The following is a 26,351-nucleotide window of genomic DNA, read 5'->3' as shown; positions in this document are numbered from 1 at the left end:
AAAAATGTGAATTGAAGTTATTCCGCTGTATAGCGGAATCTAATTAATACAACAAAACAATTTGAAAAAATTAATTTTAGTAATGTGTGTATTCGCTTTCGCGAAAGCGTACTCACAAACAGCACAAGACTCGACTAAAGTCTATAAAAAAAGAGTACTTGAATCTGTAGAAGTGGATTTCTTATCAAGTTATTACACGCAAGATGGAGATAATGCTGCCGTAAGTGGCGGTATTGGTACTGAAGAGTTGACAGACGTTACAGGTACATTTGTGGTTTCCATTCCATTAAATGATGACGATGTATTAACGATAGATGCAGGAGTTTCTGCATACACCTCTGCTTCTTCAAGTAATGTTGGACCTTTTGACGGTGGTGGACATGCAGATCCTTTTCAAGCTTCATCAGGTGCGTCAAGCAGCGATTTATGGGCAAACCTAACAGGAAGTTACAGTCACAGCTCAGACGACAGAAATGATATCTGGTCAGCTAAACTATCTGTGTCTTCAGAATATGATTATTTTTCTGTAGGTGTAGGAGGTAGTTATACTAAGCTCTTCAATGGGAAAAATACCGAACTAAGTGTGAACGGTAATGTGTATATAGATACCTGGAATGCTATCTACCCTACAGAGTTAAGGCCTTTTGGCGAAGGAGGAAATGGTTTAAGTAACAGATTATTTACTCAAAACACGATTACTGGAAATACAAATTACGCACCGATTTTTACTGAGTTTGCAGATGAAGGGCGTAATTCATATTCTCTAGGTTTTGGATTCTCTCAAATTCTTCACAAGAATGTTCAAGGGTCTTTAGCACTTGATTTTGTTCAGCAGCAAGGTTTATTGTCAACACCATTCCAGCGAGTATATTTTGGAGATGTTGCAGACTCTTTTATTGAGAATTTCCAACTGGCAGATGCTATAGAACGCTTACCAGATTCTCGATTTAAAGTGGCAGCAGGTGGTCGCTTAAACTGGTATCTCAATGAAACCTTTACAGTACGTACTTTTTACCGCTATTATTATGATGATTGGGGAATTACATCGCATACCGCAAGTATAGAAGTGCCTATTAAGATAACAGATAAGTTTACGCTTTATCCTTCGTACCGATTCTATAACCAAACCGCAGCAGATTACTTTAGGCCTTATGAAGAAGCATTATCCACAGATGAGTTTTACACTTCAGATTATGACTTATCTGAGTACAGTGCAAATCAATTTGGCTTTGGAGTTTCTTACACAGACATTTTTGCGAAAGCGCACATCTGGAAATTGGGCTTAAAAAGTATAGACCTTAAATTCTATCAGTACGATAGAGATACAACATTTAGCTCTAGCATCATTACCGCTGGATTTAAATTTGTGATGGACTAATTCAAAACCTCTTATCAAACTAATCTTGTTCTACTATAACAGTAGGACAAGACTTTTACAGACTAATATGAAAAATTTAATTGTAGCTTTAGTCCTTTTTTTGAGCGGAATAAGTACGGCTCAACAAGGCGTTATAGATCCTGTAACCTGGGAATCTAATATTACTAAAATTTCAGACACCGAGTACGATGTAATACTCACAGGATCAATTGATGAGGAGTGGCACGTTTTTTCTCAATTTACAAGTGAAGATGGCTCATTACCATCTGTTCTTAGCTTTGAGCAATCAGAAGGCAACTATGAGCTACTGGGCACAGCAAAAGAGAGTGAAACTGTAAAAGCATACAATGATATTTTTGAAGTAGAAGAAACTTATTTTCTTAAAAAAGTTGAGTTTACCCAGCGAATTAAAGTTTTAAATCAAGACTTAAAACAGCTCACTATAAATTTAGAGTATCAGGTTTGTAAGGAAGTTTGCATTAATAAGGAAGAGCAGTTTGTAATCAATCTGGATGGTAGTAAAGCAACGCTTGACAATGTGGTTTTAGATGAAAAAAGCAAAACACTTTCTAATAGCTTATTACTCGATTTAAAACATAAAGAACGCTTATTGTCAGACTCAGAAGAGCTTACCTCAGACGGGAATTTGTGGAAGATTTTTGTTCTTGGTTTCTTGGGAGGTCTTGTTGCGTTACTTACACCTTGTGTATTCCCGATGATACCGCTTACAGTTTCATTCTTTACAAAGCAGTCAGGGAATAAAGCAAAAGGGATTAGAAACGCAATTCTATATGGAGCCTTTATTGTTATTATTTACGTAGCGCTTAGTATTCCGTTCCACTTTTTAGACTCTGTAGACCCAGAGATTTTAAATACCATTTCAACTAATATTTGGTTGAATGTTATCTTCTTTGTGATTTTTATATTCTTTGCTTTTTCATTTTTTGGCTATTATGAATTAACACTTCCCAACTCTTGGTCTAATAAAATGGATTCTGCTTCCAGTACTGGAGGGCTTATCGGTATATTTTTTATGGCCGTTACATTGGCACTAGTTTCATTTTCTTGTACTGGTCCTATATTAGGTTCTTTGTTAGCAGGATCACTTACAAGTGATGGAGGCGCATTTCAATTAACAGCAGGAATGACAGGATTTGGAGTAGCACTTGCACTGCCTTTTGCTTTATTTGCGCTCTTTCCTAATCTTTTAAAATCCCTGCCAAAGTCAGGTGGATGGCTAACAACTGTAAAGGTGTTATTAGGTTTCGTAGAGCTTGCATTAGCATTTAAATTTTTATCAAACGCAGATTTAGTGGCGCATTGGGGATTATTAAAACGAGAGGTTTTTATTGGTATCTGGATGCTTATATTCTTGCTAATGGCTTTATACTTTTTTGGAGTCATAAGATTCCCTCACGATGGTAAAAAGAAGTTTAGTTTCCCAAAAGTTTCGTTTGCAGTTTTAGTGGTAGCCTTTGTTATTTATCTTGGTACAGGACTTACTAAAAATTCACATCTTAAATTATTAGCAGGCTTTCCACCACCGACCTTTTACAGCCTTTACGAGCAAGAATCAGATTGTCCGTTAGGATTAGACTGCTTTAAAGATTTTGATGAAGGTATCGCTTTCGCGAAAGCAAACAACAAACCCATATTATTAGACTTTACTGGTTGGGCTTGTGTAAACTGTCGAAAGATGGAAGAAAATGTGTGGAGTGATCCAAAAGTATATCAGATTTTAAAAGATGAATACGTACTTATATCCTTGTACATAGATGATAGGAAAGAATTGCCAAAAGAAGCTCAATTTAGAATGAAGCTCAATGAAAATCATTTAAAAGATATAGAAACCATTGGAGACAAATGGTCAACGTTTCAATACCTAAATTTTCAAACTGCATCGCAACCATTTTATGTAACAATGACCTCTGACTTAGAAATTTTAAACGAAGCGAAACAGTATTCAGGTGTGGATGAATATTATGAGTGGTTGGCTAAAAGTTTAGAAACGAAAGGAAATTAGATTTTAAGACTTACTTTCATACTAATTGATTGTGAGATAATTAGATTAATATCATCTGTCAAAAAGTTTGAACTCTGTCCCTTCGAGGTCACCATTTTAGTCTAGAAAAGACTATAAAATCAAATAAAAACCCTGATTCGTCAGGGTTTTTTTATGTTTAATACTTTCCTAAACTACTTGTTTAAATTCATAAAAGAAAGTTTCTGAAATTTTAGTTTTTTTAAATATTTGAGCAGGTTAATTGCTATTTATCAATATGATAACTATCATTTTTTTAATTTTATAGTAGCGTTATTTTCGTTGTATAAAATTTCAGAAAGATGAGAAAAATACTTTTACCTACAGACTTTTCAGCAAATTCAATGAATGCGATTGACTACGCATTGCATTTTTTTAAAAATTGGGAATGTGACTTCTACATACTCAATGTCCAGAAAATGTCTAGTTATATAAGTGACGATCTTGTCTCTGGTTCTAAATCTGATAGTGTATTTGATAGTATAGCTACAGATAATAAAAGAGCTATTAATGATTTAGTATTAAAGCTAAAAAAAGACTATGAGTCAGAATCTTATGCTTTCCACGGATTGTTTGATTATGATGATATTGTTTCGGCAGTTAACGAAGCTGTACAGTTTCACGCTATCGATTTAATTGTTATGGGGACAAATGGAGCGACTGGAGCTGAAGAAACACTTTTTGGTAGTAATACCTTAAAAGTAATTAGAAACTCTAAATGTCCTACCTTAACTGTGCCTGAGCATTATACTTTTACAAACATTAAGAGTGTATTATTTTCAACACAAAATTGTGAAGATTTTTCAGTGGAAGGAATCAAAGCTTTTAATGAAATGCTAGATATGCATCAGCCAGAACTAAATGTTTTAGAACTCGATGACGATGCTATAATTATGTCTAAAAAGGAAGATAATCAGTGTTTGAAAGAACTTTTCCCAAATAGAGAGTACACATATTATTGCTTAAATACAATCCCTGGGTTAGTTGCTGTAAATACTGCTACACAACTTTTAAAAGTAGATCTTCACGCAGTATTTATTGAAAAAGAAACTTTTCTTGATCGTTTATTGTTTGGTTCAAATACTTCAAAGCTAGTTTACAGAACATTGATACCATTGTTATTTTTACATCGCTAATTAATTGTTTTTAAAGTTATACTATTTAAAAACAATTAATTAGTTGGTGATCAGCTACATTTTAAGAAAGCTCATTGAATGCATGTTTTCCACTCTCCCAATCGTTGAGGTTTTCAAAAGTTGCTGAAGCTATATTTTGTAACGCTTCGTTTGTAGCGAAAGCTTGATGAGGGGTTAATAATACCGAAGGATGGTTTAAAAGTTTCTCTAATTTTTCATCTTCAGGCTTATCATTTGAACGGTCATAGAAAAATACTCCGTGTTCGTGTTCATAAACATCTGTTGCGTAACCACTAATAACATTAGTGTTTAATGCGTTTAATACTGCATCTGTATCTACAACTGCTCCTCTAGCTACATTTACAATAATTGGCTTATTTACCATTTGATCAAAGTAACTTTTATCAAAAAAGTGATGTGTCGCTGTTGTTAATGGAAGACATACAAATAGTACTTCTGCTTCTTTTGCAATAGCATTTTTAGAAACGTATTCAACATCGTATAAATCGATAAGAGTCTTATTGCTACTAGTGTCGTTAGCTAATACATTAGATCCAAAACCGTGTAGAATTTTAACTAATACGCTGCCTATTTTTCCTGTTCCTAAAACTCCAACGGTTTTCTTGTTTAAATCGAAACCAATTAAGTTATCTAGTAGAAAATTATATTGACGTGTTTGTTGTTGTGCCAAATTCAATTTTCTATTGAAAGCTAGAAAAAGAGCAATGGCGTGTTCGGCTATTGCGTTAGGGGAGTAGTCTGGTGTGTTTGCAACACTAATTCCTAGTTTGTTTGCAATCTTGACATTGATATTGTCGTGACCAGCAGATCTTAAGGTAATGTATTTAACATCGAAGTCATTGAGTTTTTCTAAAATTAGGGAAGAAGCGTCATCTGCTGAAAATATAGAAACAGCATCATAATTTATTGCCATTAATGCAGTTTCAGAAGTTAATCGCTCTGGTGTAAAACTAAGTTGATGCTTTCCGTTATTTTCCTTTTGCAGTAATTCAATTTCAAAAGGTTTGGCGCTATATATTAATACTTTCATTCGTTTAATAGTAAAAGGTTATTTTCTTTAAGGGCTTTAAATAGTACGTTAATGTAGGAGTTAATATTTTGGTTCGTTTTAGCAGCATCAACTAATTCAATTTCTCCACGCCATAATAATTCTCGTTCTTTACCTGGACATATACAGAATAGAGAAGTTTCTGTGGTGTAAATTTGGTAACGTTCCTCTTGTTCTTTAAAATATTCGTTTTGATTTCTGAAATAATAATCTTCAAAGGTTTGATTCTGTTTTGAGAAATTTTGATAAGCATCAACTAATGTAACTCGACTTTCTTTTCCAGTAATTTTAGAAAACAGAATTGCATCAAATCCAGATTCAAGTAATTTGTTCTCAATTTGGTTCAATTGTCTAATTGATTGCTTATTATCTGAAAAAGATTTTTCAAAAAAGTCAATACTTTTAACAGCGATAACATCTTTCTTTTCAAGTGATGAAACCATTTTACTCTCAAATGCCCGTCTAAGTTCGTTGTCTGATGAAATACCTATTACCAAAACTTTATTTGCTTGAAAATAACCAGTATCAGGATTTTTGTATTGCTGCGTAATTTTAGTGCTGCTGCACCCAAATAGCAAAGCTGAAATAATAATTGTAGTTATTAATAGTAGTGATTTTTTCATAATTCTAAATTTGTAGTATTTCAATTTTTTTACGGTGCAATTATTTGAATTTTATTTATTTGGCAATTGCTTTTGCTTACTTTTTTTCATTATTTCAGAAAGCATTTTAAAAATCTGGCGTTTGGTTTTTTTTAAGTCAGCATGAAAATCCATTTCTTCTAAAAGTAATGTATAGTGCTCATTCTTATAAAATTGTAATTCTCCTTGATTATCATCTTCATCTACAAAAACCTTAAGTTCTTTGCTATGCGCATTTAACTTTGTCATTAGTACATCTAATCGTTTAGAATGCGCTGTTAATTCCTTAATGATAGCTTTACTTTCTTCAGAATTTTTTCCGTAGATAAGTTCTAAAGTATGTTCGCTTACTAAATCTTCTAAAAAGCGGAGTTCGTCTTTTAAAAATTTGAGATCTAAAATAGTATTGGCAGTGTCTTTATATAAACCAGCAGTATCTCGCCATTCAATAAATTTGAAGTGTGTATTAGTAGCCATAGCGTTTGTTTTTTAAAAGGTGGAGAACATCTCCTCACAGACGTTCTCCGCCTTTGGTTAATAATGAATAAATTACTTTAGTACTTCCCATTAGCTCACACTAGCTAAATATGTAGCATGTTGTGTTTGTAATTGTATCATTCTAAATCAATTTCTTCATTTTTTTTTAATGTGTCGTTGAATTTTATTATACCATTAATAGTTTTTATAAACTTCATATTAATGGTTGTTGTTATTACTATTATAAATGTAACTCACTATGAGTACTTTATAAATGATATTTGTCAGTTTTACAGTTTAAGTAACTGTATTACAGTTAACTAATATTGATAAATTAATAATGTCACCAAAATTTAAGTTGAATTAGGTCCCATTAATTTCACTATAATGGCAAGATTAAGTTGATTAAATTAGAAGGCTATCTCAACCACTTGATTTAGTTTAGGGATGGTAACCTCCCAGTTGTAGGTGTCTTTAATTTTGACTCTAAGGGTATCTAAAGCGTTGCCTTCACCGTGAATTAAAAATGTGTTTTGAGGAATATTTTTAACCTCGCTAAGCCAGTTAATAATTCCAGCTTGATCAGCGTGAGCTGAAAGACTATCAATATGTTCCACTGCAGCTTTAACTGGATAATATCTGCCAAAAAATTTAAGTTCATGAGTTCCTTCAAGTAGTTGGCGCCCTCTTGTTCCTTCAGCTTGATATCCTACCATTAGTACCGTTGTAGATGCTTCATCAATAAGTTGTTTTAAATAGGTGAGCACGCGTCCGCCAGTAATCATTCCGCTACCAGCAATAACAATTTTTGGTCTTGGGTCGTCAATAGTCTCCCAGGTTTCTTTATACGAAGTGATTATATTCATACGGCGTTTCATGGCGCTAAATTCGGTTGGTGGAATTTTATGCCAATCAGCAAATCGTTCAAAAACCCCAAGTACATTATTTCCCATTGGACTGTCAATAAATATGGGGATATTAGGGATTTTCCCTTTATCGTATAGTTTCCATAATAGAAACATTAATGTTTGAAGTCTTTCAACTGCAAACGAGGGAATAATTAGTGCACCGCGGTTATGTACCGTTTTATTAATAAGTTCAATTAGTTTTTCGGAAACACTTTCTTTTGGGTGTAGCTTATTTCCGTAGGTGCTTTCTACAAATAGATAATCTGCCTTTTGAGGTTTTTCTGGCGGAAATAATAATACATCTTCTTCTCTTCCTATATCTCCAGAAAAGACAAACATTTTACCTGAAATTTCAAGCTCAATAAAAGTTGCGCCTATAATATGTCCATTATATTTAAATTGAAATTTTATGTCTTCGGAAATAGGATACCATTGATCTTTTTGGGCTGTTTCAAACTTTTTTATGGTTCGCTCAGCATCGAGCATTGTGTAAAAAGGAAGTGCAGGATGATGTTTTGTGTAGTTTTCTTCATTTGCTCTCTTTGCATCTTCTTCGTTTATTTTTGCGCTATCTAGCAAAATGATTTTAGCAATTTCGAGAGTAGGAGTAGTTCCTATTATTTTTCCATTAAAACCTTGTTTCATCAATCTTGGTAAATAACCTGTATGGTCTAAATGAGCGTGAGTAAGTAATACAACATCGATAGCTGAAACATCAAATTCAATATCCTTCCAATTTAATTCCCTTAGTTCTTTCAAACCTTGAAACATTCCGCAGTCAACAAGTATATTTTGCTGTGGTGTTTCTAAAAGATATTTTGAACCAGTAACAGTTCCGGAAGCTCCTAAAAAATGGATTTTGATTGAGTTCATATTATTGGATATTACAAAGCATTGAAACTTCGTCAAGTATTTTAGTTTTGCGCGTTTCAGAAATACCTAAATGATCTAAGTAAAAAACATCGTTAGCTAGTTGTCGACATAGCACAATTTCTCTACTTAATAGAAATTGTTTTTCACGATTAGTTAGTAATGTTGAAACCGTAATAGGATAGAGCCCTAGTCTATCAATGCGGTCTTTCAAACCATTATCTTTTGGGAAATCCCAACTTAATAAATACAAACCTGAACATTTTCCATACGCAATAGCATCGGCTGTAAAACGTGTATTGGTAACTACCCAACCTTCATTGGGGCATAAAGGTGTATCTTTATATTGAGCGATAATATCTTGGTAGCGTGAGTTTATATATAGTGGTACTTTTACATTACAAGTTGTTGTTTTTTCGCTGTGAAATTTACACTCTGCTACAATATGCTGTTTTAATTTTATAGCAATTACATCTACCTCGTGGTTTACACATTTACCTTGTAGTATTTTACCAACTTCTACCTTATAACCTGAATATTCCATTAATGCACCAATAAAGTTTTCGAAAGGAAAACCTGTTGGGCCAAGCTCATAAATTGCTTTCTTTAATTTGTATTTAGAAGCAAAAATGGGTTTGCTATTTTTTAATAATGCGAAGGCTCTATTATAAATTTCTTTAGTAGAAATACCTTGGTATAACTCATCGCGTACCACGTTAATAATATTGTCAACGGTAAGCTCATCTGCACCACTACGATACAAGCTACTACGAAGTTTTGTAAGTGAGAAATCTACTTTTTCTCCTGATGATTTAATTACTTGAAAGTTTTCTGTTTTCATTCTTAATTCTAAAAGGTTAAAAAGTAGATTTTGATATGCTGTTAGATGAAATTTAGCTCATTTGTATAATTTTAGTTTCTAAAATCGTGAAGTGCTAACACAGGAACTTTAGCATTTTGCCCTAAGTCAATAACCATTGGTTTTGAAAATATTGCGTCGAAAAAAGTATGTTTTTTATTAATGAATGCTATCATTTCACTATTTCTACTTTGTGTAAAAATGTTTAATCCTGTTTTTACATCTGCATTTTCTAGATAATGAGATGTGAAGGTTAAGCCTTCAAAACACTCTTCTAAAAGTAATTTTTTTTCTTCTTGTTCTGCACTTAGTTTTTCCTCATTATTTACATGAAGTATTCTAATAGGTGCATTTGTAATTCTGGCAATTTCATTAAGATGCATTAATTCTCTTCGCTTGTAATGTGTTTTGTAACTAGTAGGAAAAACAATCTCGTTAGGTTCTTTAAATGATGTTTCGGCTGGAATAACTAACACAGGACAATTACGAACCTTTTCCATAAAATCAATTGTGTTACCTCCTAAAACTTCATCAATAGCATTTGTTTCTCCTTTGTTGCTTACTATTACAAGATCGATATCTTTTGTCTCTACATAGTTTATAACAGCTAATATAGGAGAGTTGTAGACTGCTTTAGTAAAGTACTTGTGATTATTAGGGATGTTTAAAATTTGTAATCGATCTAATAATTTTTCAAGTTCATTTTCAGCAAAAGCTTTTGCTTCTTCAAAGTATTTTTCACCAGGTTCTGCAACCATAAAACTATCTAATGAAAAATTACGAACCATAAATGCGTGAACCAAGTAGAATTCTACTTCTTCGTTTTTGTATAATTCGCTTGAATATCTAAGAGAGTTCCAAGAATTTTTAGAGAAATCTGTAGGTATGAGAATTTTCTTTTTCATTGTAATTTGTATTGCTGTTGATTGGTTTAAAAATAATACGTAACTAGAAAAGTAACTATGACTTTTATCAGTCTATTTTAGTCAACTTTAGGTAGAATTAAAAATGGTATTTCAGCATAACGTGCTATGTTTTTGATAGTAGCTTCTCTGAAAAGCCTAACAATTGCATTGTGTTTATAAAGAATCATTGAAACCATATCTATATCTTCAGTGCTTAAGTAATAACTTATAGCATCAAATGTTTCACCTTCATCAAGGAGTAATGTGTTTTCTGGTTTTTCAGATTTTAAGAGTTTAAATAATTGTTTAAAATTAGTTTGTTGTGCCTCGCTCATATTTTCTCTCTCATTAACGTGCACCACTTTAATATCGGCATTGTTTAATGATGAAATTGCAACAAGTGGTTGTAGTTCTTTTTTAGAGTATGCTCTCTTAAAACCTGTTGCAAAGGCAATATGTTTGACTGGTGTAAAGTCTAACTCTTGTGGTATTATTAATAGTGGAGCGTTTTTGATTTTTTGAATCATTGAAAGTGTATTACTTCCCATTAAAATATCGCGGGCAGCGGTACTACCTTTGCTTCCCATAACTACATAATCTCCAGACTCTTTTACAATTAATTTGTTAATTGCACTTGATAGTGTTAGAGATGTAGCAATAGTATCATACGAGTGATTTTTATTATCACAATCTAAAATAATTTTATGCTTAATTTCTTCACATTTAGTTTCGGTAGTGTCGTATAATTCAGTTACAATAGCTTCAGTTTTGCCTATGTCAATTCTACTTGTAAGGTTTGTTACTTGACTTTCAAATGAATGAATTATTATGAATTTGCACTTTTCAGCAGCAAATAACTGTGTTGCATAAAAGAATGCGCTGTAGGCATTTTTAGAAAAATCTGTAGGTATAATTATTGTTTTCATAGTTGGTTATTATTGGGTTTGTTTTTCTGCTGAAGGAATTACTAAAAAGGGAACATTTGTATGATATACTATTTGATTGATAACTGGTTTAAATAATAAGTTTTCAAAAAATGTATGTTTGTTATGAATCATCACTACAAAATTTATTTTCTTTTTGGCTTGAAATTTTTCTACGGCACTTACAATATCAGTTTCCTCGGTAAGCTCAAATATGTGTGCGTTATCAATGAAAAAGGCATCTAAAAAACCTTGTGTTTCTTTTTGTTCTTCCGTTAGCGGCGTTCCATAATAGGCATTTAAAAAATGTATTCTTGAATTATTACTGTCGCATAACTCGCGAAGCATAGAGAGATATTGATTTTTACTATCTAATTTATAGTCGGTTGGAAAAAGGATCTCTGTAAGTGGTTCGTATTTAAATTCTGAAGGCACTGCCAATAATGGGCATTTCAATTTTTTTATTGCATACATAGTATTGGTACCTATAAAAATTTCTTTCGCTCCACTAGCTCCTTTAGTACCCATTACTACATAGTCAATATTGTGCTCTTTTACCATATTTAACATTTCGTCAACTAGCATATTTAAGGATGCTACTGTGGTAATAGTGTGATTATCATTATCGAATTTTTCAACAACTCGATTTTCTAATGCTTCTAATTTTTCATCAGCAGTTTTCTTTGCAATATCCTGCATAACTAAAGCGGAGTAACTATCAAGCATACTTCCAGCACTTACAATTGGCACTGAATATGTGTGTAAAACGTAAAACTCGCACACATCATGCTTAAGCAATTGCATAGCATACTCAATGGCATTATATGAGTCTATCGAAAAATCTGTAGGTAATAAAATACGTTTCATTTTTACATCAATTTAGGTTAACGGTGTAGGTTATTCATTACTAAAAATGGTATTTTTATTTCTAGTCCTATTTTTTCAATAGTTGAATGGTATAAAATATTTTCAAGATAGGAGTGACGTTGATTTACCATTACCAGCATATCAAATTCCTTTTCATTAAGGACTTTATTAATGCCTTCAGTAATATCTTTCCCGGGTGTTTGGGTAAATTCTACTTTATTATCATTAAAACAACTATCTAAAAATGCACGATTATCTTCTTGTCTATGAGATCGTTGTTTAAATTCTGAAATGAATAGCATATTAATATTTGCGACAAACGATTTAGCCATTGTACTTAATAATTTTAGCGCTCTTCTATTAAAAGGAACCATATAATCTGTAGGAAATAGAATGTTTTTTGGTGGTGCACCGTGAAATCCTACTGGCACTGCTAAAACAGGGCATTTTACATACTTTATAACTTGAAGCGTAATGCTGCCAAAAGTGATATCCTTGTCTTGGGTTTTACCTTTGGTTCCCATTACTACAATATCAATATTATCCCGCTCTACAATTTGATTAGCTTCATCAACAATACTCCCAAAACGTGCTTCAAAATTATAAGCGTGTCTTGGGTTAGAAGTTCTTTTGAGCATTATAGCAACCTCTTTTTGAAGTTGGTTTTCTACACTAGTACGATACTTTTCTTTGAACTCTTCAAAGAATTCACGATCCATTTCCATGGTGTTATTGTATACTTCATCTGCAAAAGCATTCATTATGATAAATTCGCATTTATCATATTTAAATAGCTCTAAGGCATATTCAATGGCATTCATTGAAGTTTCAGAAAAGTCTGTTGGAATTAATATTTTTCTCATAGTGCAGTTTTTAACTAACTCAAAGTTAGATGTAAACAACTGGTGATAAAATGACATTTGTCACTCTTTACCTAATTTTCTATGAAATATAGCCTACTATTCGTGAAGAATTAGAAAAGGAATATTAATATGGTAGCTAATTTTTTCAACTTGAGGTTTAAATAAAATACGTTGATAGAAATTAAGATTTTTAGCCACCATGGCAATAAAATCGATTTTCAATGTTGTGACAAAAGATTGTATGCCGTGTTCTAAGTTTGGGTTTTCAATCTCGTGAAAGCTATGTTGAGTGTTTAAAAGCTCATTTAATAATCCTTTATTATTAATTTGAGTATTGTCTAGTGGCTTTTCAGTTTGTGCAACACGTAAAACTCTAATAGCAGATTTGTGCTCTTCAGCGACTGTAATTAAAGTATTTATTACTTTTTGGTTGTACTTTAAATTAAAATCGGTTGGGAAGCCAATATTTAATGGTTTTTTAAATGTTGCTTCTTCCGGAATAACAAGAATAGGAGTTCTAACGCGAGTAATAACTGAACCTGTTTTGCTGCCAATAGTCATTTCTTTAATTCCAGAAGCACCTTTAGTTCCCATAATTACAAACTCAATAGTATGATTTTTAATGTAAGATCTAACTCCTTCTATAAATGTAGATTGTATTATAGATTCTTTAAAAGTATGTTTTGTATTGGGACAACAAGTATAAACCTGCTGTATCCAATCTTTCATTTTAAGCTTTAATTCTTTTGAAATTTCTTTTTTGAAAGTAGGACCAGCACTATGTAAATCTAAGCTATCATTTACCTGTATAGAAATATCAATGTGCAGAAAATGGAAGGAGACTTTTTGTCCTTTAAAAAACTTCAATGCATAGCTTGTTGCATTCCATGCGTTTTGTGAAAAATCTGTAGGTATTAAAATATGCTGCATGATACTGTTTGTTAAAACAAAAGTATCGATGTAAAAAAGAGTGTGATATGATAAAAATCAGTTTCCCAATTATTCCACTTCTTCTAGTAGTTGTAATTTCAAAATTTTAATATTTCGGCCTTCAATTTCAATAAGTCCTTTTTTCTTAAATTCGGAAAGTGTACGTATCAAACTTTCGGTTGCTATACCTGCAACACTGGCTAAATCGTTTCGAGAAATTTTAATAGCTTCTTCTGGTTTTTTATCTAAAATGCGTGTGAATTGAAGGATTGTTTGCGCTGTTTTTTTTCTTACAGAACTATAAGCCATTTGCAATAATTGATCTTTAGTTTCTGAAATATTCATAGAAAGAAGATTGATCAACTCAATTGAAACATTTTGATTTTTACTTAAAATGGATTTTAAATCGTCTTTAAAAATTCCAGCGACTGTAACGTCTTCAACAGCTGTAGTTGTTTCTTGATAAGGAACGTCTTCTGCAAAAGAAGTAAATCCTAAAAAATCATCTGGTTTATGTAATGCCGTAATTAACTCCTTACCGCTGTCCTCCATTTTATGGCTTTTTACAATACCACTCAGGATTAAATAGATGCTTCGTGAGTATGTACCTTCTTTGTAAAGTAACTCACCTTTTTTAAATTCTTTTACTTGACCTGTATCATCAAATAAATTTTTTAATTCGTTTAAATTTCTAATATCATCTTCAACGATGTTAGTTGAGTTAGTGTTTGATATTTTTGCTAAAATTTCGGCTTTAGCAAGTCTACTCTCTACTGCACTTAAAAGTTCTTCTTCTTCAAAAGGTTTTGTGAGATAATCATCAGCACCTTGATCCATACCTTTTCGGATTTCTTTATGTTCCGTTTTAGCTGAGAGAAATATAAAAGGAATGTGCGATGTTGTTGCTTCTGTAGAAACAGCTTTCAGAACCCCATACCCATCAACTTCTGGCATCATAATGTCGCAAACAATAATATCTGGCAACACTTTTTTAGCCATTTCAATCCCAATTTTTCCGTTAGGAGCCGTGTGAACCGTATAGTCAGATAGCTCTAAAAGCTCGGCTGTGTTTTCACGTAAAGCAGTGTCATCTTCTATTAATAATATTGTTTTCATAGTTGTAATTAAATATTTGATACGGGCAAAGTTACTGTGAATGTGCTCCCTTTATCTTGAATGCTTTTAAAAGTAATAGTTCCTCCTAGGTTTTCCAAATGCGTTTTGACAATATTGAGCCCAATTCCAGTTCCTTGATTTAATAGTGCGTTTTCGGCTCTAAAATACCTATTGAAAATATGTTTCTGTTCTTCTTCGGGAATCCCAATTCCTTCATCGCTTACTTTAAGAATTAGCTTGCCATCTTTTTCGGAAGCCGAAAGATGAATGGTTGACATTTCAGAAGAATATTTAATTGCGTTATTGATGAGATTGGTCAAAATGAGTTCCAAAATTTTTTCGTCAAAATCGATAAATATTGCATCGATATTCTCTGGATAGTCAATAATTTGACCGTCTTTTAAAAGCATGTTTGCATCGTAAATAACTTCGTTTATCACTTTGCTTAATGGGAAGTGAGAAAATTTATAATTTACTTTACCGCTTTCTAGGCGTTCAATAGATAGAAAATCGTTTATTATATTATTGAGGTATTTAACCTTTCCTTGAATAGTTTTTAAGTGCTTTTCGCGTTTTTCTTGTTGATCCTCTCTTGGGTATTTACCAGCTAAAGTTGCTGAGGTTAAAATACCGCTAAGGGGAGTTTTAAACTCGTGAGAAACTAAGGATAAAAACTTGGTTTTTAAGTCACCTAATTCTTTCTCTTTTGTAAGGGCTTCTTCAAGTTGCCTAGTTCTTTGTGTTACTTTTAGTTCAAGTTTTTGAGTGTAGGCTTCTTGCTCTGTAATATCTAATATTATTGCAACTAGAGTTTCATTATTACCCGTTGAGCTTTTTTGTAAATGCACTTCAACAGGATACATTGTACCGTCTTTACGTTGATGTGTTGTATTAAATTTTAGTTTATCGCTTGTCCCATTTATAAGTGGTTCAATCGTTTTGTAAAACGCTTCTTTTTCGTAGTAAGGCTTAATGTCTACAGGAGTCATTTCTCTTAATTCTGAAATGCTATAGCCTATATTTTTTAAAGCTCCTTTGTTTACATCTATAAAACGCATTGTTTTTACATCGAAAATATAAATTTCATTGAGCGATTCATTAAAAATATTTGCCCAATGTTTTAATTCTTGTTCTGCTTTTTTGCGTACTGTAATGTCAATTATTAGCGCCATTACATAGTCATTGTCATACACATTAAATGGATTTAAACCCGCTTCAACTGGAAATTGTGAGCCATCTTTACGGGCGCCATATAGGTCACGGTTGTTTCCCATTTGTCGTTTATGACTCTTAGTCATAAACCCATCTACGTGCTTGTGATGATTGTGGTGAAATCTTTTAGGAATAAGCACATCTAAATGCTGTCCAATTAGCTCTTGATCATCATACCCAAAAAGTTCGTTTGCGGCGGCATTAGTAGCTACAATTATTTGTGACCTGTTAACGATAATAATCCCTTCTGAAACAGCTTCTGATAGAATTTTAAATACGTTACTACCCTTTTTGAAAATTTCCATAAAGTAAAAATAACATTTAATATTTCTTATGACTGATAAATGTCATAGTAAGTTACTATTATCAGAGCTAATTTTACCTTAGTAAATAGTGCCAATTTTAACTAAAATAAAAAAAAACTCAAGACAATTTTTATAATATATTAAAGAATTCAAATTGAGAAAAAACCATTATCTTTTAAAGAAAATTTAATTTGTTGAATATGAAATATCTAAGCGTCGCATTTTTAATATTAGTGCTCATTTCTTGTAAAAACGAAAAACAAGAGTCACAAGAAATTGTTGAACAACCTAATCAAAGGGATGTATTAGAGCCATTTGAGTATACACTTCCTTACGATACCATTTATAATGTAAGCGAAGCAGAATTGAATAAAACGAAACAAGTAGTTATTAAAAGGCAAACGCTTATTGATAAAAAAGATGATAAACTTGAATTGCAGGATTTAGTAACTCAAAAAACGTTTAAAAAGGATGAGGATTTATATTTAATAGATTACAAATACCCATATTTAAATGAAAACTTAAAAGAGTCGTATCACAACTTCAATGAATATCTTGAAGAGACGTATATGGATATTGCAGGAGTAGAGGCTAGTATTTTAGAAGATAAAGAAACTATTTGCGATACCCTAAGTATCAATCGTTTTAGAGAACAAAGACTTGTAGATTATAAAATGTATAATTTAAACGAAACGTTAGTAAGTGTTCTTTTTTATAAAGAAAATTATTACTCAGGTACATTGCACCCAACATACAGCTTTGATTGTTTGAATTTTGATTTAGAGCGATCTGTGTTTATGAATTATGAAGATTTCTTTAATCAAGGTAGTGAGGAAGAAATGACAAAAATATTAAACGAAGTTATTTCCGAAAAAATTAATACTGGTGAGATCTATTACGATTGTTGGAAAATCTCATTCGACGATTTTTTTGAGTACAAAGACAACTTTGTGGTTGACGATTATAAAGTGGAATATTACTTTGATGACTGTGTTATTTGCCCTTCGTATACGGGAACTTTTTCCGTAGAGATTCCTTTAGAAAAATTACTGCCAGTCCTTAAAAAATATAAGTTAAATCCATTAGTTTTATAACAAATGAAAATAATTTTAAAAGTATCATAGATTCTGAAACGCCAGTTTTAGTAGATTTTTTTGCAGATTGGTGTGGTCCTTGTAAAGCTTTAGCTCCTATACTAAAGCAAGTGAAAGAAGAACTTGGCGATGAAGTTAAAATTGTTAAAATTGATGTAGATAAAAATCAACCTTTAGCAGCTTTATACCAAGTACGCGGAGTACCTACAATGGTATTGTTCAAAAATGGGAAAAAAGTTTGGCAGCAATCTGGAGTTTTGCAGAAAGACGAAATAGTTAGGGTAATTAAAACGAAATAAAGTGACGAACCTTCATACATATATTGAGCATACGCTATTAAAACCTACTACGACTGTTAAGGATGTTGTTAAGCTTTGTGATGAAGCAAAACAATATGATTTCTATGGGGTATGTGTAAATAGTTGCTATGCACTTTTAGCTTCAACTGAATTAAAAGATTCTCCTTCAAAAGTAATTGCTACCATAGGTTTTCCTCTTGGTGCATCTTCAACAAAATCTAAAGTTGCTGAAGCTAAACAAGCTGTGAAAGATGGAGCAGATGAAATTGATATGGTTATCAATATCGGCTTTTTCAAGTCTGAGCACACTAAATATGTAAGTAAAGAAATACGTGCTATAAAAACAGCCATAGGTAGACGTCAATTGAAAGTGATTATAGAAACTTGTTATCTCGATGAAGCCGAAATATTAATGGCTTGCGAAATTGTGCGCCTTGCAGGTGCAGATTTTGTTAAAACATCTACAGGTTTTGGTGATAATGGAGCCCAGTTAAAAGATGTGGAATTGATTAGAACCAAAGTGGATGGTCAATTGGGTATTAAAGCTTCCGGAGGTATTAAAACAGCAAATCAAGCTATTGCTTTTATTGTAGCTGGAGCAACAAGAATTGGGACATCTAATGGTGTTTCAATTGTTTATGATCCTAAAAATCATGAAAAATGAGTACACACATAGAGGCTAAAAAAGGGGAGATTGCAGAAAATGTTTTACTACCTGGTGACCCAATGAGAGCTAAATGGATTGCTGAAAACTTTTTAGAAAATCCTAAACTATATAATGATGTTCGCGGAATGTTAGGATATACAGGGACCTATAAAGGCACTCCAATATCGGTTCAAGGAACTGGAATGGGAATTCCGTCTACACTCATTTATTGTCATGAATTGATAAATAATTATGGTGTAAAAAACTTAATTAGAGTAGGTAGTGCAGGCTCATATCAAAAAGATATAAAACTACGTGATGTAGTAATAGCTATGGCTGCATCTTCAACATCAGGAGTAAATAATGCTCGCTTTGTGAATGCAGATTATTCACCAACAGCTAATTTTGATTTATTTATGAAGGCAGCAACCTATGCTCAAAAAAATAATATTCCTATAAAAGCTGGGAATGTGCTTTCAAGCGATGAATTTTATGCAGACGATTTCGATACTTATAAATTATGGGCTGATTATGGTGTGCTATGTGTAGAAATGGAAGCCGCAGGTTTATATACAATTGCAGCAAAGCACCAAGTTAAAGCATTAGCCATTTTAACAATATCAGATTCACTAGTTACCAAAGAAGCTACATCTGCAGAGGATAGAGAAACAAGTTTTTCTACAATGATTGAAATCGCATTAAACACACTATTAATTTAGAATGCTGTTTAGTTAATTATTGATTTTAATATTGGGAATTCTAATAACTTCTACAGTTGTTGATGCTAATTCTACAAGCCCATCAGTTTTATTTATTTTATCGTGAATTGCATTGTGAAGCAAGCTTTTAGTCATTCGTCTTTTCTTATAATCTACAATGTAACGAAGGTTGAATTTTACCCAATTATCAGTTAAGCTTATTGCAAGTGTAGGGTCTAAAACGGCATCTTCAATATAAAATTTGTTAACGATTTCACCCCATTTTTCTTTAGAAGCTGCTGTGTAATCGCTTAAAATTTCCGAAGCCACTGATATCATTATTTGCTTTGTTATTTCCATATCAGATTTATAACGAATCATTACATCTAATTCATCCCAAATAAAAGGGAAATCTTTAGAGTAGTTATAAACGGGACCTTTAAACACGAAAGCATTGCTCAGTTTTACGATACGACCACTGTAATTATCACTTGTAACCCATTGCCCTATTTCCATCATCGTGGTGTAAATACTATCAATGTCAATGACATCGCCTTTTATTCCATTAATTTCAATACGATCTCCAGGAGCGTACACTCTTACAATAAATATATAAATGGATCCTGCTAAACTTAAAAACAGCTCTTGAAGTGTGATGGCAATACCTGCAGAAAATAACCCAATTGCAAGTGTAAAATCTTTAATACTGCCCGTAAAGTATGATATGGTTAAAACAATAATGAAAAAGTAACCGAAAATTTCTACTGCTTTTTGAGCCTTGTAACGCGAATTAGCTGCGGGTAGTCGGCGTTTTAAAAAGCTACGTAAAAATTGAATAACACCAATTACAAAAAGTACCCAAACAATATATTTAATGATGCTTGTAGTAGTTGGGTGAGCAGAAAACCAGTTTGTTATGTATTCTAATGAGCCCATAAAATATAGTGTTTTGTGTTTTTTTATTCTGAAATTTTCAATAAATGTAACTTTCAAATTCTGAAATTGTCATAACTTAAAATTTTATCAAAGTGTAAATAATGTTAATTTTTGCGTTTCAGTATCTTCAAGTATTCCATCAGTAATCATTCTACTAATAATAGCGTTTACAAAGTCTTGTATTGATAATTTTGAAAGTTGATAATCATAAATGTATAAACAAGTTGACCATTCTAAAGTAGTGCTATCACCTTCAACTTTGTATAAGTACGAAGTGAAATGATACAATTTAAAATCTCCAAAATACCCGTCACCATCAATTCTAGTGTTTTCTACATCACTAATACCTGATATCAATAATTTATTAAAACCTTTGACAGGCAGCGATTCCATAAGTTCTAATAATTGTTTTTTCGTCTCTTCCTCTTTTTTTAAAAGCACAGGAAGTTCCTTAACGCTTGTCTCTGTATGTATCCCATGAAACTGTAATTGTTGTTTCATTTGGTTTTCAAAAGAAGTCCTAAATTCATCTACTGGAGATAAACATAATACCATTGTTTTATCAATACTTAGTGAATTTTCTAACGGTGTTATTTTAGGTGCACTATCTATTTGTGCATAACTGTATGTGACAAACATTAGTGCAAAAATTAATATATAATGTTTCATAGCGCTACAATTTTATAAAGCTAAAGTAGTTTCTGTAAGTGTTTAATAATATGATATTTATCATACCTAAAACTGAGTTTTAATGCTGAAGGTATTTGCGGTTAAATCATTGTCTAACAACTGAATTGATAAAATGCTTATTTACTACAGTTTCGATAAAAGCATAATTTTAATAATATGATATTGGTCATTCCAATTGTAGTTTTATTCCCTCATTTTTGATTAAAATTACTGAAATGCAAAAGTTACTTTGTAGTATTTTCCTATTCGTCATATTAGTGTCTTGTAAAAAAGGAGAGACGGCAATTACGCCTTCATTGGAGACTATAAGCCAATCGGTCTACGTGTCTGTAACAGTACAGCCTGATAGTTTATATGAAGCATTTGCTAGTGTAAACGGTATTTTAGAAAGTAACTTAGTAACAGAAGGAACGATAGTGAAAAATGGTACGCCACTATTTCAAATAATAAATAGTAATACGAAGCTTAATACAGAGAATGCTAGGCTAGCATATAATCTTGCGCAAAAAAATTACTCAGGAAATACAGCATTATTATTATCGATTAGGGACGAAATAAAAGCAGCTGAATTAAAACTAATCAACGACAGTATTAACTTTTTTAGACAGAAAAATTTATGGGAAAAGAGCATTGGTTCGAAAGCCCAATTTGATGCTAAGCAATTAGAATATCAATTAAGCAAAAATACAGTAGCAAGTATAAAAAATAAATATCAACGTACTAAAAACGAGTTAGAAACTCAATTAAACCAAGCTTCAAACACATACCAAAATTCAGTAATTACTACTGGAGATTATACCGTTACTAGTAAAATGAATGGTAAAGTTTATGCGCTTTATAAAAATCCAGGTGAAATTGTCAACCCACAATTACCTCTTGCTATGCTTGGTAGTGAAGATAATTTTATTTTAGAGTTATTAGTGGATGAGGTGGATATTGTTTCAATTTCAAATCAACAAAAAGTGGTGGTTACTTTAGATGCATATCCCAATCAGATATTTTTAGCAGTAGTCTCTAAAATATATCCTAATAAAGATGAACGCAACCAAACATTTAAAGTAGAGGCGAAGTTTGAAAACCCGCCGAAAACATTATATCCAGGACTTTCTGGAGAAGGGAATATCATTATTTCAGTAAAAGAGAATGCATTAACAATCCCTACGGAGTATCTTTTTGATAAGAATAAAGTAAACACTAAAACTGGTATTGTTGTAGTTACAACAGGAGTGAAATCTGATGATAAAATTGAAATACTTTCTGGAATTACTTCAGAGTCCAAATTGCTAAAACCTAATGTAGAATGAATACAAATCTACTTTTAGGAATTGCAAAAGCACACTTATTGACTAAGATCAAGCAAACCCTAATTGCTGCTCTTGGAGTTACCTTTGGTATAGGCTCTTACATAACACTTGTGAGTTTTATGACTGGTTTAAATGAAATGCTAGATAGTTTAATTTTAAACCAAACACCACATATTCATGTTTATAACGAAATTGAACCTTCAGAAAGTCAACCTATAGCTAATTACTCAGATTTTGAAAATTCGATGAACGTAGTTAAATCTATAAAACCGAAATTTAGTCAAACTAAAATACATAATGCTTTGCCGCTAATTGATAAGCTAAATGCAGATAAACGAGTACGAGGAGCATTACCACAATTGAATATTCAGCTTTTTTATATTTCAGGATCTATTGAGTTAGTGGGAAACCTAAAAGGAATTGACATTATGAAGGAAGTCGATTTATTCAATTTTGGGGATTATATAATTGAAGGGGCCGCTAAGGATTTAGAAAATACTAATTCGGGAATATTTTTAGGTTCAGGTGTTGCGGAAAAGATGTCTCTTAAAGTTGGAGATCGTATTCAAGTAAGCACAGTAAAAGGAGGAGTATTTCCCCTAAAAATTGTTGGAATTTTTCAAAGCGGTGTTGCAGATTTAGATGATATACAGAGCTACGCTAATCTATCGACAGTTCAACGTATTTCTGGAGTGCCAAATAATTATATTACAGATATCAATGTTAAGCTTTACGATATTGAAAATGCGCCGTCAATGGCGAAAAGCATCGCTTATCAAAACAAATTAAAAGCAGTTGATATTGCTACGGCAAATGCACAGTTTGAAACGGGTACAACTATTAGAAATTTGATTACTTACGCTGTTTCTGTAACCTTATTAATTGTTGCAGGTTTTGGTATTTACAATATTTTAAATATGCTCATTTATGAAAAAATGAATGATATAGCAATTCTAAAAGCAACAGGCTTTTCTGGTAAAGATGTTCAATTTATTTTTTTAAGTCAAGCGATGATTATTGGAATAATTGGAGGCTTACTAGGCTTACTAGTAGGTTTTTTGCTTTCTTCGTTAATAGATGGAATCCCTTTTGAAACAGAAGCGCTACCTACCATTAAAACATATCCCGTAAATTTTGATGTTTGGTACTATATTATCGGGATTTCATTTGCATTAGTTTCTACATTTTTTGCGGGATATTTGCCATCATTGAAAGCCCGAAGAATAGATCCTGTAGAAATAATTAGAGGTCAATAATTTAGATATGGTTTTAGAAGCAAAAAAAATCAATAAGCATTTCAGAAAACCCGTAGACTTTCACGTGTTAAAGGATATTGATTTGAATATTAAAAACGGGGAGTTTGTATCTATTATGGGTAAATCGGGTTGTGGTAAATCTACGCTTTTGTATATTTTATCTACAATGGATACTGATTATGAAGGGGAGCTTTTTATAAAAGGACAGAAAATTTCAGGAAAAACCCGCGATGAACTTTCATATATACGCAATAAGCATATTGGTTTTGTATTTCAGTTTCATTATTTGCTTTCAGAATTTACAGTGCTTGAAAATGTGATGCTTCCAGCAAAAAAGTTAGGAGAAAAATCACTAAAAGAAATCGAAGCTGATGCTATGGAAAAGCTCAGAATTTTAGATATTGAAGGTATAGCCTACAATAAGGCTTCTAATATTTCAGGAGGACAAAAACAACGAGTAGCTATTGCTAGAGCTTTAATAAATAATCCTTCTATTATTATGGGTGATGAACCTACTGGGAATTTAGATAGTCACAATGCTCAAAATGTGTTCTCTATTTTTAAAAAGCTAAGTGTGGAGCAGGGTTTATCATTATTAATTGTGACTCACGATTTAGATTTTGCTAAAAAAACAGATCGTATAGTTGAAATGCTTGATGGTAGAATTATTAGCTAACCTTTATTTATAGATTTAGGAGGTACTGTATCCTACTTTAGTTCGCTTATTTGGAACTTCCCATTGTATCATTTCTTTTAGAAACTCTTCTACTTTTTCTATAATTACTTTTTCTGTAACCTCAGATGGATTTATTAAACCAAATTCAACGGTATTATTATCTGCAGGTATTCCATCAACTTCAGGAAACATTACAAAAATGTATATATCGCCACTATACGTTTGAGAGAAAATTAAGGCTCCTCCAGGTATAAATTGAAATGTAGGGATTTTATTAGTGCAGTCCATCAAGTCTTTTGGGAACGTTTCAAAACTAATATTAACAGCTTCATTATTATGTATCCAGTTAAGTTCTTGAACTTTCCATCCTATAGTATATTTTGTAACAATAGCTTTTAGTGTTTTCAGCAATAAAGGTTTACTAAATTCATTCCATTTAGTTTTTTTAGCGACTACAGTTTCAATAGATGTTTTATAGTCTTCAACGCGTTCTTGTAGGTATTCAATATTCATAGGTTCTACTCTTTAATTGTTTCGGCTTGCTTTTTCGCTTCTCTTTCTTGTTTTTTGAAATAACCTCTGAAGAAAAAATTATGCTTTAAAGCTTCCATATTTTCATTTAGTTTAACTGAAGCCTCATTAATTTCCCGCATAGTTGCCTCAAGAGTTTTTGGTAAGTTTTCATCTTTAGTTAAGTAGTTGAAAGCACTTTTTGAATTATCTATTTCAGAAATCATTGACTCTAAATGTTTTGTAGTTTCTGAAATTTTAACACTTGAATTTTCGAGCTGTAAAAAAATATTTTTTGCTTGATTGCCCACTAATGTGTCAGTCATTAATATACCAATGGCGCTATCTTCCAAATCTATTTTTGATAATTTAGTGTTCATTGAACTTACAAGATTATTAGCACCTTGCGTTGTTTGTTTCAAATTAGAAAGTGTAACTCTTATATCTTTAGTTAATAATGAGTCTGTAATTAAAGCCCCCAATGTTCCTTCTCCTTTTAAAATTTTATTAGTTATTTTAAGTAAATCTGCTGTAAGCAAAGCCGCATTTTCATTAGTTACATTAAGTGTAGATAACATATCGTCAGCGCCTATTTTACTGTAAGTATTTATAGTGTCTCCAGATTTAATAGCTAATAAATCGTCTTTTCCTGGCAGGATATTAATAACCATACTTCCTACTAAACCATCAGACCCTATTGTGGCTATGGCATCTTTTTTAATAAAAACGCCGGTTTTTTCTTCTACCATCATTTCTACAATTATCGTAGCTTTATCAGTCATTTCTATATTAGAAACCGTCCCAACATTAATACCTGAGTATCTAACATTGTTTCCTAATTGTAAACCATTAACATTTTGGAACACACCAAACACTTTCATATTGTTGCTGAAAATATGTTGTCTGTTTCCAATAAAGTAGAGTGCTATTATTAAAATAATGGTTCCTAGGACAACAAATATTCCTACTCGAGTTTTATGTGAAGCTGTTTTTTCCATACAATTTAGTTTTTAAAGAAGGCTTTGACCTTTGGGTCTCCAGATTTTGAAAGTTCTTCAAATGTTCCTTCTATATAGTTAGTTCCATCAATCAATAATATCATTCGGTTACTGATAACACGTGCACAATCTACATCGTGTGTTATAATTAGAGATGAGGTTTTATAGGTTTCTTGAATTGTACCCATAAGTTGAATAATCTCTTTAGATGTAATAGGGTCAAGTCCCGTTGTAGGTTCATCATAAAGAATAATTTTCGGTTTTAATATCAATGCTCTTGCTAGTGCTACACGTCTTTGCATACCTCCAGAAAGTTCTGAGGGCATTAAGTCAATTGTGTGTTCTAATCCTACATTTTTCAATGCTTCGAGCACTATTTCTTCGGTGGTTTGCGAAGTGTTGATTTTATCTCTATTTCGGCGTAAAGGAAATGCTAAGTTTTCACGAACGGTCATAGAATCATATAAAGCACTGCCTTGAAACAAAAATCCAATTTCAGTTCTTAAAACATCTAATTCTTTTTGACCTAACGATGTAATGTCTAAGTCTTTAATTTTTATGGATCCGCTACTAGCTGCCATTAAACCCACTAAGCACTTAATCATAACAGATTTCCCTGAACCTGATTTTCCCATTACAACTAGATTTTCACCTTTGTAAAGTTTCAGATTAAACCCATTAAGGACTTGGTGTTCGCCAAAACTTTTCTTTAAATCCTTTATTTCTAAAATTACTTCTCTCATA

The 26,351-nt window shown here is 32.1% G+C and carries 27 protein-coding genes; 10 read left to right on the top strand and 17 right to left on the bottom strand.

Features of this window, described 5'->3' with window-relative positions:
* Positions 1 to 82 precede the first annotated feature (82 nt).
* The 3 genes from GBH57_RS10825 (at position 83) to GBH57_RS10815 (ending at position 4,555) form a co-directional block, all read left to right on the top strand.
* A complete protein-coding gene (locus GBH57_RS10825) occupies positions 83 to 1,378 on the top strand; it encodes a DUF3570 domain-containing protein (RefSeq protein WP_151674578.1) in 1,296 nt (431 codons plus the stop codon).
* A 67-nt stretch (positions 1,379 to 1,445) separates the two neighbouring features.
* Positions 1,446 to 3,401 carry a protein-disulfide reductase DsbD family protein gene (locus GBH57_RS10820; RefSeq protein WP_151674512.1) on the top strand — a complete coding sequence of 652 codons (1,956 nt, stop codon included), beginning with the start codon at positions 1,446 to 1,448 and terminating at the stop codon, positions 3,399 to 3,401.
* A 320-nt stretch (positions 3,402 to 3,721) separates the two neighbouring features.
* Positions 3,722 to 4,555, top strand: a complete 834-nt coding sequence (locus tag GBH57_RS10815; protein ID WP_151674511.1) for a universal stress protein — start codon at positions 3,722 to 3,724, stop codon at positions 4,553 to 4,555.
* 61 nt (positions 4,556 to 4,616) lie between these two features.
* Here the strand turns inward: GBH57_RS10815 and GBH57_RS10810 are convergent, their stop codons facing one another.
* The 12 genes from GBH57_RS10810 to GBH57_RS10755 form a co-directional block, all read right to left on the bottom strand.
* Positions 4,617 to 5,606 (bottom strand): NAD(P)-dependent oxidoreductase, encoded by a 990-nt coding sequence (locus GBH57_RS10810; protein WP_151674510.1) that lies wholly within the window; start codon positions 5,604 to 5,606, stop codon positions 4,617 to 4,619.
* The gene (locus GBH57_RS10805) at positions 5,603 to 6,247 is read right to left on the bottom strand and encodes a hypothetical protein (RefSeq protein ID WP_151674509.1); all 645 of its coding nucleotides are present in this window, start codon (positions 6,245 to 6,247) and stop codon (positions 5,603 to 5,605) included. Before GBH57_RS10805 ends, GBH57_RS10810 begins: the two co-directional genes overlap by 4 nt.
* Before the next feature lie 51 nt (positions 6,248 to 6,298).
* Entirely contained in the window at positions 6,299 to 6,742 is a 444-nt protein-coding gene (locus GBH57_RS10800) for a hypothetical protein (RefSeq protein WP_151674508.1), read from the bottom strand.
* A gap of 410 nt (positions 6,743 to 7,152) precedes the next feature.
* Complete coding sequence (locus tag GBH57_RS10795; protein WP_151674507.1) at positions 7,153 to 8,523, bottom strand: MBL fold metallo-hydrolase RNA specificity domain-containing protein; 1,371 nt, start codon at positions 8,521 to 8,523, stop codon at positions 7,153 to 7,155.
* 1 nt (position 8,524) lies between these two features.
* On the bottom strand, positions 8,525 to 9,361 hold the full coding sequence (locus GBH57_RS10790; protein WP_151674506.1) for an ATP cone domain-containing protein: 837 nt from the start codon (positions 9,359 to 9,361) through the stop codon (positions 8,525 to 8,527).
* Positions 9,362 to 9,432: 71 nt separating this feature from the next.
* Entirely contained in the window at positions 9,433 to 10,284 is an 852-nt protein-coding gene (locus GBH57_RS10785) for a universal stress protein (RefSeq protein ID WP_151674505.1), read from the bottom strand.
* A 77-nt stretch (positions 10,285 to 10,361) separates the two neighbouring features.
* Positions 10,362 to 11,210, bottom strand: a complete 849-nt coding sequence (locus tag GBH57_RS10780) for a universal stress protein (RefSeq protein WP_151674504.1) — start codon at positions 11,208 to 11,210, stop codon at positions 10,362 to 10,364.
* 9 nt (positions 11,211 to 11,219) lie between these two features.
* Entirely contained in the window at positions 11,220 to 12,074 is an 855-nt protein-coding gene (locus tag GBH57_RS10775; RefSeq protein WP_151674503.1) for a universal stress protein, read from the bottom strand.
* Between the two features lie 17 nt (positions 12,075 to 12,091).
* The gene (locus GBH57_RS10770; RefSeq protein ID WP_151674502.1) at positions 12,092 to 12,937 is read right to left on the bottom strand and encodes a universal stress protein; all 846 of its coding nucleotides are present in this window, start codon (positions 12,935 to 12,937) and stop codon (positions 12,092 to 12,094) included.
* A gap of 96 nt (positions 12,938 to 13,033) precedes the next feature.
* Positions 13,034 to 13,867 (bottom strand): universal stress protein, encoded by an 834-nt coding sequence (locus GBH57_RS10765; RefSeq protein WP_151674501.1) that lies wholly within the window; start codon positions 13,865 to 13,867, stop codon positions 13,034 to 13,036.
* Positions 13,868 to 13,936: 69 nt separating this feature from the next.
* A complete protein-coding gene (locus tag GBH57_RS10760; protein WP_151674500.1) occupies positions 13,937 to 14,983 on the bottom strand; it encodes a response regulator in 1,047 nt (348 codons plus the stop codon).
* 8 nt (positions 14,984 to 14,991) lie between these two features.
* Positions 14,992 to 16,500, bottom strand: a complete 1,509-nt coding sequence (locus tag GBH57_RS10755; protein ID WP_151674499.1) for a sensor histidine kinase — start codon at positions 16,498 to 16,500, stop codon at positions 14,992 to 14,994.
* Between the two features lie 200 nt (positions 16,501 to 16,700).
* On the opposite strand from GBH57_RS10755, the gene GBH57_RS10750 reads away from it, so the two are divergent.
* Genes GBH57_RS10750 through deoD form a run of 4 tightly spaced genes read left to right on the top strand, consistent with a single transcriptional unit; the run spans position 16,701 to position 19,258 of the window.
* On the top strand, positions 16,701 to 17,594 hold the full coding sequence (locus GBH57_RS10750; protein WP_151674498.1) for an RsiV family protein: 894 nt from the start codon (positions 16,701 to 16,703) through the stop codon (positions 17,592 to 17,594).
* Positions 17,591 to 17,893, top strand: a complete 303-nt coding sequence (gene trxA, locus GBH57_RS10745; RefSeq protein ID WP_151674497.1) for a thioredoxin — start codon at positions 17,591 to 17,593, stop codon at positions 17,891 to 17,893. Before GBH57_RS10750 ends, trxA begins: the two co-directional genes overlap by 4 nt.
* A 1-nt stretch (position 17,894) precedes the next feature.
* The gene (gene deoC / locus GBH57_RS10740; RefSeq protein WP_151674496.1) at positions 17,895 to 18,557 is read left to right on the top strand and encodes a deoxyribose-phosphate aldolase; all 663 of its coding nucleotides are present in this window, start codon (positions 17,895 to 17,897) and stop codon (positions 18,555 to 18,557) included.
* Positions 18,554 to 19,258, top strand: coding sequence for a purine-nucleoside phosphorylase (gene deoD, locus GBH57_RS10735; RefSeq protein ID WP_151674495.1), 705 nt, complete (start codon positions 18,554 to 18,556; stop codon positions 19,256 to 19,258). Before deoC ends, deoD begins: the two co-directional genes overlap by 4 nt.
* A 12-nt stretch (positions 19,259 to 19,270) precedes the next feature.
* On the opposite strand, the gene GBH57_RS10730 is transcribed toward deoD, so the two are convergent.
* Together GBH57_RS10730 and GBH57_RS10725 are read right to left on the bottom strand one after the other, a co-directional pair.
* Positions 19,271 to 20,173, bottom strand: a complete 903-nt coding sequence (locus GBH57_RS10730) for a mechanosensitive ion channel family protein (protein ID WP_151674494.1) — start codon at positions 20,171 to 20,173, stop codon at positions 19,271 to 19,273.
* Positions 20,174 to 20,260: 87 nt separating this feature from the next.
* Positions 20,261 to 20,842, bottom strand: coding sequence for a hypothetical protein (locus GBH57_RS10725; protein WP_151674493.1), 582 nt, complete (start codon positions 20,840 to 20,842; stop codon positions 20,261 to 20,263).
* Positions 20,843 to 21,078: 236 nt separating this feature from the next.
* Here GBH57_RS10725 and GBH57_RS10720 point away from each other — a divergent pair, with 236 nt between their 5' ends.
* From GBH57_RS10720 to GBH57_RS10710, 3 genes are read left to right on the top strand one after another with little or no spacing between them, the layout of a single operon-like run.
* Complete coding sequence (locus GBH57_RS10720) at positions 21,079 to 22,167, top strand: efflux RND transporter periplasmic adaptor subunit (RefSeq protein WP_151674492.1); 1,089 nt, start codon at positions 21,079 to 21,081, stop codon at positions 22,165 to 22,167.
* A complete protein-coding gene (locus GBH57_RS10715; protein WP_151674491.1) occupies positions 22,164 to 23,423 on the top strand; it encodes an ABC transporter permease in 1,260 nt (419 codons plus the stop codon). The genes GBH57_RS10720 and GBH57_RS10715 overlap by 4 nt, the downstream gene beginning before the upstream one ends.
* A 7-nt stretch (positions 23,424 to 23,430) precedes the next feature.
* The gene (locus GBH57_RS10710; RefSeq protein ID WP_151674490.1) at positions 23,431 to 24,099 is read left to right on the top strand and encodes an ABC transporter ATP-binding protein; all 669 of its coding nucleotides are present in this window, start codon (positions 23,431 to 23,433) and stop codon (positions 24,097 to 24,099) included.
* A 15-nt stretch (positions 24,100 to 24,114) separates the two neighbouring features.
* Here the strand turns inward: GBH57_RS10710 and GBH57_RS10705 are convergent, their stop codons facing one another.
* The 3 genes from GBH57_RS10705 to GBH57_RS10695 are packed head-to-tail and all read right to left on the bottom strand — an operon-like array spanning position 24,115 to position 26,350.
* Positions 24,115 to 24,612 (bottom strand): hypothetical protein, encoded by a 498-nt coding sequence (locus GBH57_RS10705; RefSeq protein ID WP_151674489.1) that lies wholly within the window; start codon positions 24,610 to 24,612, stop codon positions 24,115 to 24,117.
* A gap of 5 nt (positions 24,613 to 24,617) precedes the next feature.
* Positions 24,618 to 25,607: an MlaD family protein gene (locus GBH57_RS10700; RefSeq protein WP_151674488.1), complete on the bottom strand. Its 990-nt coding sequence runs from the start codon at positions 25,605 to 25,607 to the stop codon at positions 24,618 to 24,620.
* A 5-nt stretch (positions 25,608 to 25,612) separates the two neighbouring features.
* Entirely contained in the window at positions 25,613 to 26,350 is a 738-nt protein-coding gene (locus tag GBH57_RS10695) for an ABC transporter ATP-binding protein (RefSeq protein WP_151674487.1), read from the bottom strand.
* Position 26,351: the final 1 nt, after the last annotated feature.

This window comes from Patiriisocius marinus, assembly GCF_008974325.1.
Classification (GTDB): Bacteria; Bacteroidota; Bacteroidia; order Flavobacteriales; family Flavobacteriaceae; genus Patiriisocius; species Patiriisocius marinus.
The sequence above is the reverse complement of the archived record's forward strand: the minus strand, read 5'-3'. Positions and strand labels throughout refer to the sequence as shown.